Source organism: Kitasatospora sp. NPDC053057 (assembly GCF_044546945.1).
GTDB lineage: Bacteria > Actinomycetota > Actinomycetes > Streptomycetales > Streptomycetaceae > Kitasatospora.
In genome coordinates this window covers 32892-47290 of sequence record NZ_JBITZP010000044.1, presented here as the reverse complement: position 1 = coordinate 47290, position 14399 = coordinate 32892, and the positions used below count along the sequence as shown (strand labels likewise).

At 72.5% G+C, this 14399-nt stretch carries 15 protein-coding genes; 7 read left to right on the top strand and 8 right to left on the bottom strand.

Annotated features, from left to right (window positions below):
* Positions 1–10: 10 nt before the first annotated feature.
* Positions 11–133: an SGM_5486 family transporter-associated protein gene (locus tag ACIG5E_RS32475; protein WP_396539573.1), complete on the bottom strand. Its 123-nt coding sequence runs from the start codon at positions 131–133 to the stop codon at positions 11–13.
* 75 nt (positions 134–208) lie between these two features.
* Complete coding sequence (locus ACIG5E_RS32470) at positions 209–1492, bottom strand: CynX/NimT family MFS transporter (RefSeq protein ID WP_396539571.1); 1284 nt, start codon at positions 1490–1492, stop codon at positions 209–211.
* Positions 1493–1615: 123 nt separating this feature from the next.
* On the opposite strand from ACIG5E_RS32470, the gene ACIG5E_RS32465 reads away from it, so the two are divergent.
* Complete coding sequence (locus ACIG5E_RS32465; RefSeq protein ID WP_396539569.1) at positions 1616–2290, top strand: FadR/GntR family transcriptional regulator; 675 nt, start codon at positions 1616–1618, stop codon at positions 2288–2290.
* Between the two features lie 74 nt (positions 2291–2364).
* Here ACIG5E_RS32465 and fabI read toward each other — a convergent pair whose 3' ends face one another.
* Positions 2365–3132, bottom strand: coding sequence for an enoyl-ACP reductase FabI (fabI, locus tag ACIG5E_RS32460; RefSeq protein WP_380412844.1), 768 nt, complete (start codon positions 3130–3132; stop codon positions 2365–2367).
* A gap of 2 nt (positions 3133–3134) precedes the next feature.
* Positions 3135–3854, bottom strand: a complete 720-nt coding sequence (fabG, locus tag ACIG5E_RS32455) for a 3-oxoacyl-[acyl-carrier-protein] reductase (RefSeq protein ID WP_396539566.1) — start codon at positions 3852–3854, stop codon at positions 3135–3137.
* 316 nt (positions 3855–4170) lie between these two features.
* Here fabG and ACIG5E_RS32450 point away from each other — a divergent pair, with 316 nt between their 5' ends.
* The 6 genes from ACIG5E_RS32450 to ACIG5E_RS32425 all read left to right on the top strand — a co-directional run bounded on the left by ACIG5E_RS32450 (position 4171) and on the right by ACIG5E_RS32425 (position 10025).
* Positions 4171–5319 carry an MBL fold metallo-hydrolase gene (locus ACIG5E_RS32450; protein WP_396539564.1) on the top strand — a complete coding sequence of 383 codons (1149 nt, stop codon included), beginning with the start codon at positions 4171–4173 and terminating at the stop codon, positions 5317–5319.
* Positions 5320–5457: 138 nt separating this feature from the next.
* Positions 5458–7020, top strand: coding sequence for a TldD/PmbA family protein (locus tag ACIG5E_RS32445; RefSeq protein WP_396539562.1), 1563 nt, complete (start codon positions 5458–5460; stop codon positions 7018–7020).
* Complete coding sequence (locus ACIG5E_RS32440) at positions 7020–8417, top strand: metallopeptidase TldD-related protein (RefSeq protein ID WP_396539560.1); 1398 nt, start codon at positions 7020–7022, stop codon at positions 8415–8417. Before ACIG5E_RS32445 ends, ACIG5E_RS32440 begins: the two co-directional genes overlap by 1 nt.
* Positions 8418–8449: 32 nt before the next feature.
* Entirely contained in the window at positions 8450–8998 is a 549-nt protein-coding gene (locus tag ACIG5E_RS32435) for an RNA 2'-phosphotransferase (RefSeq protein WP_396539558.1), read from the top strand.
* A gap of 145 nt (positions 8999–9143) precedes the next feature.
* Positions 9144–9527, top strand: a complete 384-nt coding sequence (locus ACIG5E_RS32430; RefSeq protein WP_396539556.1) for a DUF3099 domain-containing protein — start codon at positions 9144–9146, stop codon at positions 9525–9527.
* 267 nt (positions 9528–9794) lie between these two features.
* Positions 9795–10025 carry a hypothetical protein gene (locus ACIG5E_RS32425; RefSeq protein ID WP_396539554.1) on the top strand — a complete coding sequence of 77 codons (231 nt, stop codon included), beginning with the start codon at positions 9795–9797 and terminating at the stop codon, positions 10023–10025.
* Here the strand turns inward: ACIG5E_RS32425 and moaA are convergent.
* The 4 genes from moaA to ACIG5E_RS32405 all read right to left on the bottom strand — a co-directional run bounded on the left by moaA (position 10022) and on the right by ACIG5E_RS32405 (position 14371).
* Entirely contained in the window at positions 10022–11011 is a 990-nt protein-coding gene (gene moaA, locus ACIG5E_RS32420; protein ID WP_396539552.1) for a GTP 3',8-cyclase MoaA, read from the bottom strand. The genes ACIG5E_RS32425 and moaA overlap by 4 nt on opposite strands.
* 97 nt (positions 11012–11108) lie before the next feature.
* Positions 11109–12716 (bottom strand): cation acetate symporter, encoded by a 1608-nt coding sequence (locus ACIG5E_RS32415; protein ID WP_396539550.1) that lies wholly within the window; start codon positions 12714–12716, stop codon positions 11109–11111.
* Positions 12713–13069 (bottom strand): DUF485 domain-containing protein, encoded by a 357-nt coding sequence (locus ACIG5E_RS32410; protein ID WP_396539548.1) that lies wholly within the window; start codon positions 13067–13069, stop codon positions 12713–12715. Before ACIG5E_RS32410 ends, ACIG5E_RS32415 begins: the two co-directional genes overlap by 4 nt.
* A 258-nt stretch (positions 13070–13327) precedes the next feature.
* The gene (locus tag ACIG5E_RS32405) at positions 13328–14371 is read right to left on the bottom strand and encodes a zinc-dependent alcohol dehydrogenase family protein (RefSeq protein ID WP_396539546.1); all 1044 of its coding nucleotides are present in this window, start codon (positions 14369–14371) and stop codon (positions 13328–13330) included.
* Between the last annotated feature and the right edge of the window lie 28 nt (positions 14372–14399).

Here is a 14399-nt window from a genome sequence, read left to right as displayed (position 1 = left end):
CCCCAGGGGGTCAGCCCATCGAGGCGGCGACGGTGGCGATGATCGCCACCAGCACCACGATGCCGCCGAAGGCGAGGGCGATGCGGCCGAGCTGCTTGCGGCCGTCAGTGGGATTCGGGTCGAGAACGGGCATGTCCGGATTCTCCCACCCCGAACACGCCCGTCCCCCGCCGGCCCCGCCGCCTTGGCCAGGCCTTGACCTTGCCGGTCAGGCCTTGACCCGCTCGGCCGGGTGAACGGCCTCGTCCTCGATGTGCCGGGCCCGCGCGGCGCGCAGGCCGAACAGCATCTGCGGCACCAGCAGCAGCGCCAGGAAGCCCAGCGGTCCGTACCACTGGCCGGTGGCCTGGTAGATCCGGCCGACCAGGATCGGGCCCGGGATGGAGATCAGGTAGCCGACGCCCTGGGCGAAGGCGGACAGCTGCGCCACCCCGCCCGCGGTCCGGGCGCGCAGCCCGATCATCGTCAGCACCAGCGGGAAGGCGCAGTTGGACAGGCCCACCAGGACCGCCCAGACCCACGGCGCCCCGGCCGGGGCGAGCGCCAGACCGGCGTACCCGGCGATGCCGCAGGAGGCCAGCACCACCACGAACAGCCGCTGGTCACCGCGCCGGGCGGCCAGGTTGGGCAGCACGAAGGAGACCGGCACGCCGATCACCATGGTGACCGCGAGCAGCACCCCGGAGGTGCCCTTGTCGACACCGGCATCCTGGAAGATCTTCGGCAGCCAGCCCATCACCACGTACGCGCCGGTGGCCTGGAGGCCGAAGAAGCAGGCCATCGCCCAGGCGGTGCGGCTGCGGGTGATCGGCAGCTTGGCGGGGGCGACGGCGCCGCCCGCGCGCTCGCCGCGCTCGCGCCGGCCGATCAGCACCGGCAGCCAGAGCAGCAGGGCGAGCGCGCCCAGTCCGGCCCAGATGCCCAGGCCGTAGCGCCAGTCACCGCCGAGCGCGCTGGTCAGCGGCACGGTGACGGCGGCGGCCAGCGCGGTGCCGGCGGACAGCGCCATGGAGTACAGGCCGATCATCGGACCGACCTTCTCCGGGAAGTACCGCTTGATCACCACTGGCAGCAGCACGTTGGAGACCGCCACGCCGGCCAGGGCGAGCGCGGTGAGCAGCAGGAACACCGCGGTGCCGCCGGCGAAGGAGCGGGCCAGCACGCCCGCGGTGATCGCGCCCATGCCGGCCGTGACCACCGCGATCGGGCCGATCCGGCGGGCCGCCGCGGGGGCGGCGAAACCGAACAGCGCGAAGCACAGCGAGGGGACGGCGGTGAGCAGTCCGGCCAGGGTCGGGTTCATCCCGAGGTCGGCGCGGACCTGGTCGAGCAGCGGCCCGAGGCTGGTGACCACGGGACGCAGGTTGACGGCGGCGGCGGCGATCGCGACGGCGAACAGCACGCCGAGGTACTTGGCGGGGGCGGTGGGCCGCTCGGTCTGCGGCCGGGCCTCGGTTCGTGGGGAGGCGGTGGTGTCTGCTGCGGGAGGCATGCGGGCCATCATAGAATGATGGGATGAATTGATGCACCTTGGAATTGGCATGATGTGCCGACCGTTCATCCACCGGCCACCTCCCTCCAGGGGCCACCCACCCCGTAGTCGCAAGGAGTCCCCGTGGCGCTGTCCTCTCCGAGGCGCACCCCGCTGTCCGACCAGGTGATCGCGCAGCTGCGCGCCCAGATCACCTCCGGGGAGTGGCCCGTCGGCTCGCGCATCCCCACCGAGGCCGCCCTGGTCGAGCAGCTGGGGGTGGCCCGCAACACCGTCCGCGAGGCCGTCCGCGCCCTCGCCCACAACGGGCTGCTCGACATCCGCCAGGGCTCCGGCACCTACGTGCTCGCCACCAGCGAGCTGGCCGGGGTGATGCACCGCCGCTTCGCCGACGCCGACCAGGCGCAGGTCGCCGAGCTGCGGGCGGCGCTGGAGACCTCCGCGGCCGGCCTGGCCGCCGTCCGCCGCACCGAGCGCGACCTCGGCCTGCTGGACGCCGCGCTGGACCGGCGCGAAGCCGCCTGGCGCTCCGGCGACGCCGAGGACTTTGTCCAGGCCGACGCCGCCTTCCACCAGGCCGTGGTGGCCGCCGCCCACAACGACGTGCTGCTGGCCGTCTACTCCGACCTCGGCGAGGTCACCCGCGAGCACCTGCGCAACGACGTCGGCCCCGAGCTGATCGCCGAGCGCTACATCGGGCACGACACCATCCGGGACGCCATCCGGGACCGCGACGCCCAGCGCGCCTCGGTCGAGGCCGGCCGCGCCATCGGCGCCTGCGCGACCGCGGAGGCGTGACTCACCCGGTCCCCGGGAAACACCGCTGCCCGGCACCCCTCGACGGGGTGCCGGGCAGCGGAGGACTCAGCCGATCAGGCGCCGATGGCGTGCAGGCCGCCGTCCACGTGGATGATCTCGCCGGTGGTCTTCGGGAACCACTCCGACAGCAGCGCGACGATGGCGCGGCCGGCCGGCTCCGGGTCGCTCAGGTCCCACTTCAGCGGGGAGCGGTGGTTCCAGGTGTCGGCCAGGTCGCCGAAGCCCGGGATGGACTTGGCGGCCATCGAGCCGAGCGGGCCGGCCGAGACCAGGTTGCAGCGGATGTCCCGCTCGCCCAGGTAGCGCGCCAGGTAGCGGTTGGTCGCCTCCAGCGCGGCCTTGGCCGGGCCCATCCAGTCGTACTGCGGCCAGGCGAACTGCGCGTCGAAGGTCAGGCCGACGACCGCGCCGCCATCCTGCATCAGCGGCAGCAGCGCCATGGTCAGCGACTTCAGCGAGTACGCGGAGACGTGCATCGCGGTGGCCACGGACTCCCACGGGGTGTCCAGGAAGTTGCCGCCCAGCGCGTCCTGCGGCGCGAAGCCGATCGAGTGGACGATGCCGTCCAGCGTCGGCAGGGTCTCGCGGACCTGGTCGGCGATGCCGGCCAGCTGCTCCGGGTTGGAGACGTCCAGCTCCAGCACCTTGACCGGCTTCGGCAGCTTCTTGGCGATCCGCTCGGTCAGGCTCGGGCGCGGGAAGGCGGTGAGGATGATCTCCGCGCCCTGTTCCTGCGCGAGCTTGGCGGCGTGGAACGCGATGGAGGACTCCATCAGCACGCCGGTGATCAGGATCCGCTTGCCCTCGAGGATTCCACTCATGATCAGTGACCCATGCCCAATCCGCCGTCGACGGGAATGACGGCTCCGGTGATGTACGCGGCCTCGTCCGACGAGAGGAACCGCACGGTGGAGGCGACCTCGGCGGGCGCCGCGTAGCGGCCCAGCGGCACGCCCGAGACGATCTCCGCGCGGCGCTCTTCGCTGAGCACGGCGGTCATGTCGGTGTCGACGAAGCCGGGGGCGACCACGTTGACGGTGATCTTGCGCGGGCCGAGCTCGCGCGCCAGCGAGCGGGCGAAGCCGACCAGGCCGGCCTTGGAGGCGGCGTAGTTGGCCTGGCCCGGCGAGCCGGAGAGGCCCACCACGGAGGAGATCAGCACCACGCGGCCCTTCCTGGCACGCATCATCAGCTTCGACGCGCGCTTGACCACCCGGAAGGTGCCGGTCAGGTTGGTGTCCAGGACGGAGGTGAAGTCCTCCTCGGACATCCGCAGCAGCAGGGTGTCGTTGGTGATGCCCGCGTTGGCGACCAGCACCTCGACCGCGCCGTGCTTCTGCTCGATCTCGGTGAAGGCGGCGTCGACCTGCGCGGCGTCCGTGATGTCGCAGCGCACCGCGAGGACGTCGTACTTGGCCAGCGCCTCGGGCACCTCACCCGAGCGGCTGGTGATGGCCACCTTGTCGCCCGCTTCGGCGAAGGCCTGAGCGATCGCGAGGCCGATGCCCCGGTTTCCTCCGGTGACGAGAACCGAGCGGCTCAACGATCCACCTCTCTCCGTGTGTGAGCGCGTACGTCGGAATGCGTACGCAGTGTGACGCTATCGGGCGGTCGGCGGCGGCGGCGAATCGGGCTCCCACAGCGCCGCACCGGCGGAACTGTCGCAATCCGACAATCCGCACCCGCAGCACCGGGCGTCCCGGGGCCGTCCGCCGCAGGCCGGAGCCCCGCCGGGATCGGGGCGAGCTGTCCGGGAACAACACGGGCGGGCGTGCCCGTTGCCCCCGTGGTGCGAACCGCCCCGGGACCGGCCGTACCCTTCCCCGAAGAGTCCCGGCGAGGAAACGAAGGCAGGGCGCATGACCAAGGCACGGCCCGGGAGCACCCACCGACGCGGACGACTGCTCGCCCTCACCGCCCTGGCGGCGGGCCTGGGCGCGACCGTCTGGTCGCTGCGCGACCTGCCCGCGGCGTTCGGGCGCCGCCCGGACGGCGAGCGCGAGGAGCGGGTGCGCGACTCCCCCCAGTACCGCGACGGCGTCTTCCACAACGCGCCCTCGACCCTGGCCCGGGCCGGCAGCACCCCGGACTTCGACCGCGACACCGTCCGCCGGATGCTGTTCCAGCGCGAGGGCCGCGTCCCGGCCCGCCCGGTGCCCACCGTACGCCCCGCCGCCGCCGCGACCGGCCCGGCCGCCGAGGGCGTGGAGATCACCTGGTACGGACACGCCTCCGCGCTGGTGGAGGTCGAGGGCTCGCGCGTCCTGCTCGACCCGATCTGGAGCGACCGCTGCTCCCCCGCCGCCCACGTCGGCCCCAAGCGGCTGCACCCGGTGCCCGTCGAGCTGGAGGAGCTGCCGCCGGTCGACGCGGTGCTGATCTCGCACGACCACTACGACCACCTCGACATGGCCACCGTCAAGCGCCTGGTGCGCAGCCAGTCCGCGCCCTTCGCGGTGCCCCTCGGCATCGGCGGCCACCTGCGCCGCTGGGGCGTCCCCGAGCACCGGATCATCGAGCTGGACTGGGACGAGACCTGCACCCTGGGCGAGCTGGTGCTCACCCTCACCTCCGCGCACCACTTCTCGGGCCGCGGCCTGACCCGCAACACCACCCTCTGGGGCTCCTGGGTGATCGCCGGCCCCCGCCGCAAGGTCTTCTACACCGGCGACTCCGGCTACTTCGAGGGCTACGCCCGGATCGGCGAGCAGCACGGCCCCTTCGACGCCGCCCTGGTGCAGATCGGCGCCTACGACGCGGCCTGGGCGGACATCCACATGACCCCCGAGGACGCCGTCCTCGCCCACCGGGACCTCAGGGCCGGGCTGCTGGTGCCGGTCCACTGGTGCACCTTCAACCTGGGCCTGCACCCGTGGGCCGAGCCGATCGAACGGCTGCTCAAGGAGGCCAAGACCCAGGCCGTCCCACTGGCTGTCCCGCGCCCCGGCGAGCGCGTCGACGTGGACAACCCCCCGGAGCTGGACGGCTGGTGGGAGGCCGTCTCCTGACGGCACCGAATCACCCTGGCCGAAACCGCAACGCACCGGGCCGAATACGCTGGCCGGAACCCCGGTGGACGGGAAATGATGCGGTGCGGACGCCCCTGTGGCGCCCGCACCGCCACCCTCCGCGACCTGGGAGCCCGATTGCCTCCGATCCCTCCGGCCGACGGCGCCCGCGCCCTGCACGGGCGCGCCGTCGACCCGCTGTTCCTCGCCCTCCCGCTGCGCTCCCTCGCCGACGCCGCCCTCAGCCGGGCCCGTGAACTCGGCGCCGGTCATGCCGACTTCCGCCTGGAGCGGGTCCGCAGCGCCTCCTGGCGGCTGCGCGACGCCCGGCCGGCCGGCACCTCCGACAGCGTGCAGCTGGGCTTCGCCGTCCGGGTCCTGCTGGACGGCGCCTGGGGCTTCGCCGCCGGGGTGGACCTCACCCCCGAGGCCGCGGCGAAGGTCGCGGCCCAGGCCGTCGCGGTGGCCCGGCTCTCCGGCGGGATCAGCCGGGCGGCCGGCTCCACCGAGCAGGTCGAGCTGGCCGACGAGCCCGTCCACCGGGACGTCACCTGGGTCTCCGCGTACGAAGTCAACCCCTTCGAGGTGCCGGACGCCGAGAAGACCGCCCTGCTCGCCGAGCGCAGCTCCCGGCTGCTGGCCGCCCGGGGCGTCTCGCACGTCCAGGCCGCCCTGCTGACGGTGCAGGAGAACAAGTTCTACGCGGACACCGCGGGCACCATGACGACCCAGCAGCGGATCCGGCTCTACTCCGACCTGGAGGCCACCTCGGTCGACGAGCGCACCGGCGCCTTCGACTCGATGCGCACCCTGGCCCCGCCGGTCGGCCGCGGCTACGAGTACCTCACCGGCGGCGAGTGGGACTGGGACGCGGAGCTCGCCGAACTGCCCGTCCTGCTGGCCGAGAAGATGAAGGCCCCGAGCGTCCGGGCGGGCCGCTACGACCTGGTCATCGACCCGTCCAACCTCTGGCTGACCATCCACGAGTCGATCGGCCACGCCACCGAGCTGGACCGCGCGCTCGGCTACGAGGCCGCCTACGCCGGTACCTCCTTCGCCACCTTCGACCAGCTCGGCAGCCTGCGCTACGGCTCCGACCTGATGCACGTCACCGGCGACCGCACCGCCGAGCACGGCCTGTCCACCATCGGCTACGACGACGAGGGCGTCGCCACCCAGTCCTGGGACCTGATCCGCGACGGCGTCCTGGTCGGCTACCAACTCGACCGCGGCATGGCCAAGTTGAAGGGCTTCGAGCGCTCCAACGGCTGCGCCTTCGCGGACTCCCCCGCGCACGTCCCGGTCCAGCGGATGGCCAACGTCTCGCTCCAGCCCGCCGCCGGCGGCCCGGACACCGAGGGCCTGTTCGCCGGGGTGGAGAACGGGCTGTACATCGTCGGCGACCGCTCCTGGTCGATCGACATGCAGCGCTACAACTTCCAGTTCACCGGCCAGCGCGCCTACGCCATCAGGAACGGCGAACTCGCGGGCCAGGTCAAGGACTTCGCCTACCAGGCCACCACCACCGACTTCTGGGGCTCGATGGCGGCGGTCGGCGGCCCGCAGACCTACGTCCTCAACGGCGCCTTCAACTGCGGCAAGGCGCAGCCCGGTCAGATCGCGGCGGTCAGCCACGGCTGCCCCTCGGCGCTGTTCCGCAACGTCAACGTGCTCAACACCCAGCAGGAGGCGGGTCACTGATGACCGCGATGCAGCCCCACGAACTCGTCGAGCTGGCACTCGGCCTCTCCCGCACCGACGGCTGCGTGGTGATCGCCGACGAGGAGTCCACCGCCAACCTGCGCTGGGCCGGCAACTCCCTGACCACCAACGGCGTCACCCGCGGCCGCCGCCTCACCGTGATCGCCACCGTGGCCGGCGCCGAGGGCACCGCCTCCGGCGTGGTGTCCCGCGAGGCCGTCACCGCCGAGGACGTCGAGGGCCTGGTCCGGGCCGCCGAGGCGGCCGCCCGCGCGGCCGGCCCCGCCGAGGACGCCCAGCCCCTGGTCGCCGACCGGCCGCAGTCCCCGGACTTCACCGCCCCGCCCGCGGAGACCTCGATCGAGGTGTTCGACGCCTTCGGCCCGGCCCTCGGCGAGGCCTTCGCCCGCGCCGCCGCCCAGGGCGAGCTGCTCTACGGCTTCGCCCGGCACGAGCTCACCACCAGCTACCTGGGCAGCTCCACCGGCCTGCGGCTGCGCCACGACCAGCCCACCGGCATGGTCGAGATCAACGGCAAGACGGCCGACCTCACCGGCTCGGCCTGGGTCGGCGCCGCCACCCGGGACTTCACCGACATCGACGTCCCGGCCCTGCACGCCGAGCTGACCAAGCGCCTCGGCTGGGGCGCCCGCAGGATCGACCTGCCGGCCGGCCGGTACGAGACGCTGCTGCCGCCCTCGGCCGTCGCCGACCTGATGATCAACCTCCACTGGTCCTCCGGCGGCCGGGACGCCCACGAGGGCCGGACGGTCTTCTCCAAGCCCGGCGGCGGCACCCGGCTCGGCGACAAGCTCGCCGGCCTGCCGCTGACGCTGCGCGCCGACCCGGACGAACCCGGCCTGGAGGCCGCCCCGTTCGTGCTGGCCCACAGCAGCGGCGGCGACGTCTCGGTCTTCGACAACGGCACGCCGATCACCGCCACCGACTGGATCCGCGAGGGCGTGCTGACCGAGCTGGTCACCAGCCGCCACGCGGCCGGCCTCACCGGCCTGCCGCTGCGCCCCGCGATCGACAACCTGGTGCTGGAGACGGCCGACCAGGAGTCGGCGCCGACCCTGGACGAGATGATCGCCCGCACCGAGCGCGGCCTGCTGCTCACCTGCCTCTGGTACATCCGCGAGGTGGACCCGGCGACGCTGCTGCTCACCGGCCTCACCCGGGACGGCGTCTACCTGGTGGAGAACGGCGAAGTGGTCGGCGCGGTCAACAACTTCCGGTTCAACGAGTCCCCGGTCGACCTGCTCGGCCGGATCACCGAGGCGGGCCGCACCGAACGCTGCCTGCCCCGCGAGTGGAGCGACTACTTCACCCGCACCGCGATGCCACCCGTGCGTGTCGCGGACTTCAACATGAGTTCGGTCAGCCAGGCCTCATAGCCGCTGGCCAACGGGGGGATACGAAGAACATGATGGACGAGAAGCGGCTGGTCAGGTCGAGCAAGATGCTGTCGCGCATCCTGCGCCACGAGCCGGAGCTGGTGGGGATCACGCTGGACGGCTCCGGGTGGGTCCGGGTCGAGGTCCTGCTCGACGCCCTCGCGGCGAAGGGCAGGCCGCTCACCAGGGCCGAACTCGACCACGTCGTGGCCACCAACAACAAGCGCCGCTTCGGCTTCTCGCCGGACGGCCTCTCCATCCGCGCCAACCAGGGCCACACGGTGGCGGTCGACCTCGGTCTGACCGCCGCCGCGCCGCCCCACGTGCTCTACCACGGCACCGCCGACCGCCACCTGGCGTCGATCTTCCGCGAGGGCCTGCGCCCGATGACCCGGCAGGACGTGCACCTCTCGGCGGACACCGAGACCGCGACCCGGGTCGGCGCCCGGCACGGCCGCCCGGTCGTGCTGACCGTGAACGCGGCCGCGATGGCGGCGGCCGGCCACGAGTTCCGGCTCAGCGAGAACGGCGTATGGCTCACCGACGCCGTACCCCCGCAGTACCTCTCCCGGCGCTCCTGACACCAGCTGGGGCCGTACGGCCCTCCGATCACGCCCGACCGGGTGGGCCCCGCCCACCCGGTCTCGTCGTCCCCGGCGCCCGGGCGTACCGTGAGGAGGCCGCGCGGCACGGCGCGCGGGTGCGTGGACGAGGGCGGTAGGACACATGGGCAAGAGCGCCGAAGGCGAACAGGTCTACCGGATCACGGGGGCGCGCAGCAGCCTCACCGAGGACGTCCGGGGTCGCCAGCGCCGTTACGTCATCTCGATGCTGATCCGCACCCTCTGCGTGCTGCTCGCGGTGGCGCTGTGGGACGTCCAGCGCTGGCTCGCCTTCGCGGCGCTGGCGGGCGGCGTGCTGCTGCCGTACTTCGCGGTGCTGGTCGCCAACGCGGGCCGGGAACAGGCGCCGAGCCTGCCGAGCACCTTCGACTTCCCCTCCGAAACCCCGCTGATGCTCGGCCCGGGTGGTACGGGTGGGGCTGGTGCGCCCACTGGTACAGGACAGGCAAAGACCGCTGGCACCGGAACTTCACAGGGCACGGACTGACCGTCCGCTTCACGGTGGTTGAGCCCGAATCGGCTCGGCGAAAGCTCAAAAGAAGCTCAGATTAATCATGCAAGACCTCCCCATCCGAGGGTCTCGGCGTGACATACTGCGTACGCGCTCCGCATCCCCCGTCGGAGCGACGGACCGACGCCGGGCGGCTCCCCCCGTGGCTGCCCGGCGTCGCCATGCCCGGATCCGGTCGGGCCCGGGCGGCGTGACAGACTTGGCGGTGACGACGCACCCGCCGAGCACCGAGGACGGCCCCCGATGGACACCCCGCAGACCCCGATCTGCTCCGCCAAGGGCTGCCGGGCGGACGCCCGTTGGGTGCTGGTGTGGAACAACCCCAAGCTGCACACCCCGGACCGCCGCAAGACCTGGCTCGCCTGCGAGGAGCACCGCGAGCACCTGTCCCAGTTCCTGGGCGTGCGCGGCTTCCTCAAGGAGGTCGTCGCCTTCGCCGACTGGGCGCCCGAGGAGGACCAGGGCGCGCTCTAACCGCCGATCGCCGACATCGGCCGCTCGGGCTGGTGGAACTCCGGGTCGTCGATCCCGGCCCCGGCCTTCTTGCCCCACATCGCCGCCCGCCACAGCGCGGCCAGCTCCGCGTCGTCCGCCCCCGAGCGCAGCGCGGTGCGCAGGTCGGTCTCCCCGGTCGCGAACAGGCAGTTGCGCACCTGTCCGTCTGCGGTCAGCCGGGTCCGGTCGCAGGCCCGGCAGAACGGCCGGGTGACGGAGGCGATCACGCCGACCCGGCCCGGGCCGCCGTCCACCGTCCAACGCTCGGCGGGCGCCGCACCCCGGCGCGCGGACGCCTCCGGGGTGAGCTCGAAGCGGGTGCGCAGCAGTTCGAGGATCTCGCCCGCGGTGACCATCGACGAGCGGTCCCAGCCGTGCTGGGCGTCCAGCGGCATCTGCTCGATGAAGCGCAGCTCGTAGCCCCGCTCCAGGCACCAGGCCAGCAGGTCGGCCGCCTCGTGGTCGTTGACCCCGCGCATCAGCACCGAGTTCAGCTTCACCGGCGCCAGTCCGGCGGCCTCGGCTGCGGCCAGCCCGTCCAGCACGTCCTGGTGGCGCCTACGGCGGGTGAGGGTGAAGAACACCTCGGGGTCGAGGGTGTCCAGCGAGACGTTGACCCGGTCCAGCCCGGCCTCGCGCAGCGCGGTGGCCGTCCGGGCCAGCCCTATGCCGTTGGTGGTCAGCGACAGCTCGGGGCGCGGCTCCAGCTCCGAGCAGGCGGCCACGATCGCGACCAGTCCGGGGCGCAGCAGCGGCTCGCCGCCGGTGAAGCGGACCTCGCGCACGCCCAGGTCGCGCACGGCCAGGGTGACCAGCCGGACGATCTCCTCGTCGGTCAGCAGGTCGGGCTTGGCCAGCCACTGCAGGCCCTCCTCCGGCATGCAGTACGTGCAGCGGAGGTTGCACCGGTCGGTCAGGGAGACCCGCAGGTCGACGGCCTGCCGTCCGAAGGTGTCGAGCAGCACGTGGCTTCCCTTCCCGAAGAGCGGCCGGCTTCCGAGAAAGCAGCCGGCCCGGCCACCGTCACGGCGGGGCCGGGCCAGCATAGTCATGCCGCAACGATCAGTGGGCACCCAGCCCGGTCAGCGAGCGGACCTCGAGTTCAGCGTACTTCGCCGGGTCGGGACGTTCCTTGGACAGCAGGGTGCCCAGCCAGCCGGCCAGGAAGCCGATGGGGATGGAGACCAGGCCGGGGTTCTCCAGCGGGAACCAGTGGAAGTCGGAGTGCGGGAAGAGCGAGGTCGCGCCGCCCGAGACCACCGGGGAGAAGACGACCAGCAGCACCGAGCTGATCAGGCCGGCGTAGACCGAGCTGACCGCGCCGGCGGTGGTGAAGCGCTTCCAGAACAGCGAGTAGAGCAGCGTGGGCAGGTTCGCCGAGGCCGCCACCGCGAAGGCCAGCGCCACCAGGGCGGCGGTGTTGAGCTTGTCCGCGTAGAGGCTGAGCACGATCGAGACCGCGCCGATCCCGACGGCCGCCCACTTGGCCGAGCGCACCTCCTCCCGCTCGCTCGCCTTCCCGCGCCGGATCACGTTGGCGTACAGGTCGTGCGCGAAGGAGGCCGACGAGGCCAGGGTGAGCCCGGCGACCACGGCGAGGATCGTGGCGAAGGCGACCGCCGAGATCACCGCGAGCAGGATCGCCCCGCCGGTGCTGCCACTGCCGCCACCGAGCGCCTCGGCCAGCTGGGGGGCGGCCGCGTTGCCGGCCGCATTGGCCGCCTTGATCTGCTTGGAGCCGACCAGCGCCGCCGCGCCGAAGCCGAGTGCGAGGGTCATCAGGTAGAAGACGCCGATGATGCCGATCGCCCAGAGCACCGACTTCCGGGCCGCCTTGGCGGTGGGCACGGTGTAGAAGCGGACCAGGATGTGCGGCAGGCCGGCGGTGCCGAGGACCAGCGCGATGCCGAGACTGATGAAGTCGAGCTTGGCGGTGCCGGTGCCGTACTTCTGCCCGGGCTGAAGGAAGGCCTCGCCCTTGCCGCTGGCGCTCGCCGCCGCGCCGAGCAGCTCCGAGGGGTTGAAGTGGTACTTGGCCAGCACCAGGACGGTCATCAGCGCCGCGCCGGCGATCAGCAGCACGGCCTTGACGATCTGCACCCAGGTGGTGCCCTTCATGCCCCCTATCACCACGTAGATGATCATCAGCGCGCCGACCGCGACGACGGTCCAGCGCTTGGCGGCGTTCCCCTCGACCCCGAGCAGCAGGGTGACCAGCGTCCCGGCGCCGACCATCTGGGCCAGCAGGTAGAAGATCGACACCACGATGGTGGACACGCCCGCGGCGGTGCGCACCGGGCGCTGGCGCATCCGGAAGGCGAGCACGTCCGCCATGGTGAACCGGCCGGAGTTGCGCAGCGGCTCGGCGATCAGCAGCAGCGCGACCAGCCAGGCGACCAGGAAGCCGATCGAGTACAGGAAGCCGTCGTAGCCGGCCAGCGCGATGGTGCCGGCGATGCCGAGGAAGGACGCGGCGGACATGTAGTCGCCGGAGATGGCCAGGCCGTTCTGGAAACCGGTGAAGCCGCGCCCGCCGGCGTAGAAGTCGGAGGCGCTGCGGTTCCGCCGCCCGGCCCAGAGGGTGATGGCCAGGGTCGTCAGTACGAAGAGGCCGAACAGGGCCATCGTCAGGCCGCGGTGATCGGTGGCGGAGCTGGCGAGCACTGTCATTCGGCGGCCTCCCGGGGGGCGTTGACGACGGCACCGTGGGCCTCGCGGATCGCGGCGGCGGGCGGGTCGATCCGCCGGTCCGCGTAGCGGGCGTACCAGCCGGCGATGACGAAGGTGGTGACGAACTGCAGCAGCCCGAGCACCAGGGCCACGTTGATGTGCCCGAGGACCCTGGTGCCCATCAGGCCGGGGGCGTAGCAGGAGAGCAGGACGTAGAGCAGGTACCAGAGCACGAAGCCGATGGTGACCGGGAAGGCGAAGCTCCGGAACGAGCGCCGCAGGGTACGGAACTCCTCGCTGTCGTCGATGAGTTGGACTTCCGTGGCGGTAGTGGTGATCGGCGGCGAATCCACTCTGTCTCCTCACTCCTTCGGTGTGGCGGTCACACGAGGGGATGAATCGAACGTGAGGGGCGTCACATTCCTCGTGCGCGCCGCGCAATGCTAGGAGCGTCGCGCCCACCCCGGAAGGGGTTGACCGCGATCAGCTGGTCGTTCACCCCCTCGCGCCATCCAATTGGCCGAAAAACACCTCTCCGGTCACTCATGGATCCGGCCGCGGCAACCGAAAAGGGCGGCACCGTCCAACGGTGCCGCCCTTTTGACGAAAGGTCAGAAGGCGATCCGGACCTTCAGCGCGGAGCGGTCGTCCATCGCCCGGTAGCCGTCCGGCACGCCGTCCAGGTCCACCGTCCGGTCGAAGACCAGGCCCGGCTCGATCGCGCCCGAGAGCACGTCCGGCAGCAGCTCGGGAATGTACGCCCGGGCCGGCGCGACGCCGCCGTTGAGCGAAACGTTTCGGCCGAACATCTGACCGATGTCGACGCCCGCGCTGCCGCCGTGCGGCACACCCACGTAACCGACCGCGCCGCCGTCCCGGGCGATCGAGATCGCCGTCCGCATCGACTCCTCGGTGCCGACCGCCTCCAGCACCGCGTGCGCGCCCAGCCCGCCGGTCAGCTCCTTCACCGCCTCGATCGCGGCATCGCCGCGCTCGGCCACCACGTCCGTCGCCCCGAAGCGCCGCGCCAGCTCGGTCCGGGCCGGGTGCCGGCCCAGCGCGATGATCCGGCCCGCGCCCAGCCGGTTCGCCGCCAGCACGCCGCACAGGCCCACCGCGCCGTCGCCGACCACCGCGACCGTCGCGCCCGGGCGCACCCGCGCCGACACGGCCGCGTGGTGCCCGGTGGACATCACGTCGGACAGCGCCAGCAGCCCCGGCAGCAGCTTCTCGTCACCCGCCGCCTCCTTGGGCAGCTTCACCAGCGTGCCGTCGGCGAACGGCACCCGGACCGCCTCGCCCTGGCCGCCGTCCGAGCCGACCTCCCCCCAGAAGCCGCCGTGCGGGCAGGACGTCTGCAGGCCTTCGAGACAGAACTCACAGACGCCGTCCGACCAGACGAAGGGGGCGACCACCAGGTCGCCCTTGGCGAAGCCGCGGACCTCGGCGCCGACCTCCTCGACCACGCCCAGGAACTCGTGCCCGATCCGCTGCCCGGCCACCCGCTGGGCCACCCCGCGGTAGGCCCACAGGTCACTGCCGCAGATGCAGGCGTTCACCACCCGCAGCACCACGTCCGTCGGGCGCTGGATCACCGGGTCCGGTACCTCCTCGATCCGGATGTCGTTCGGTCCGTGGATCACCGTGGCACGCATGCGTTCTTCCTCACACAAGTCCGGCCGA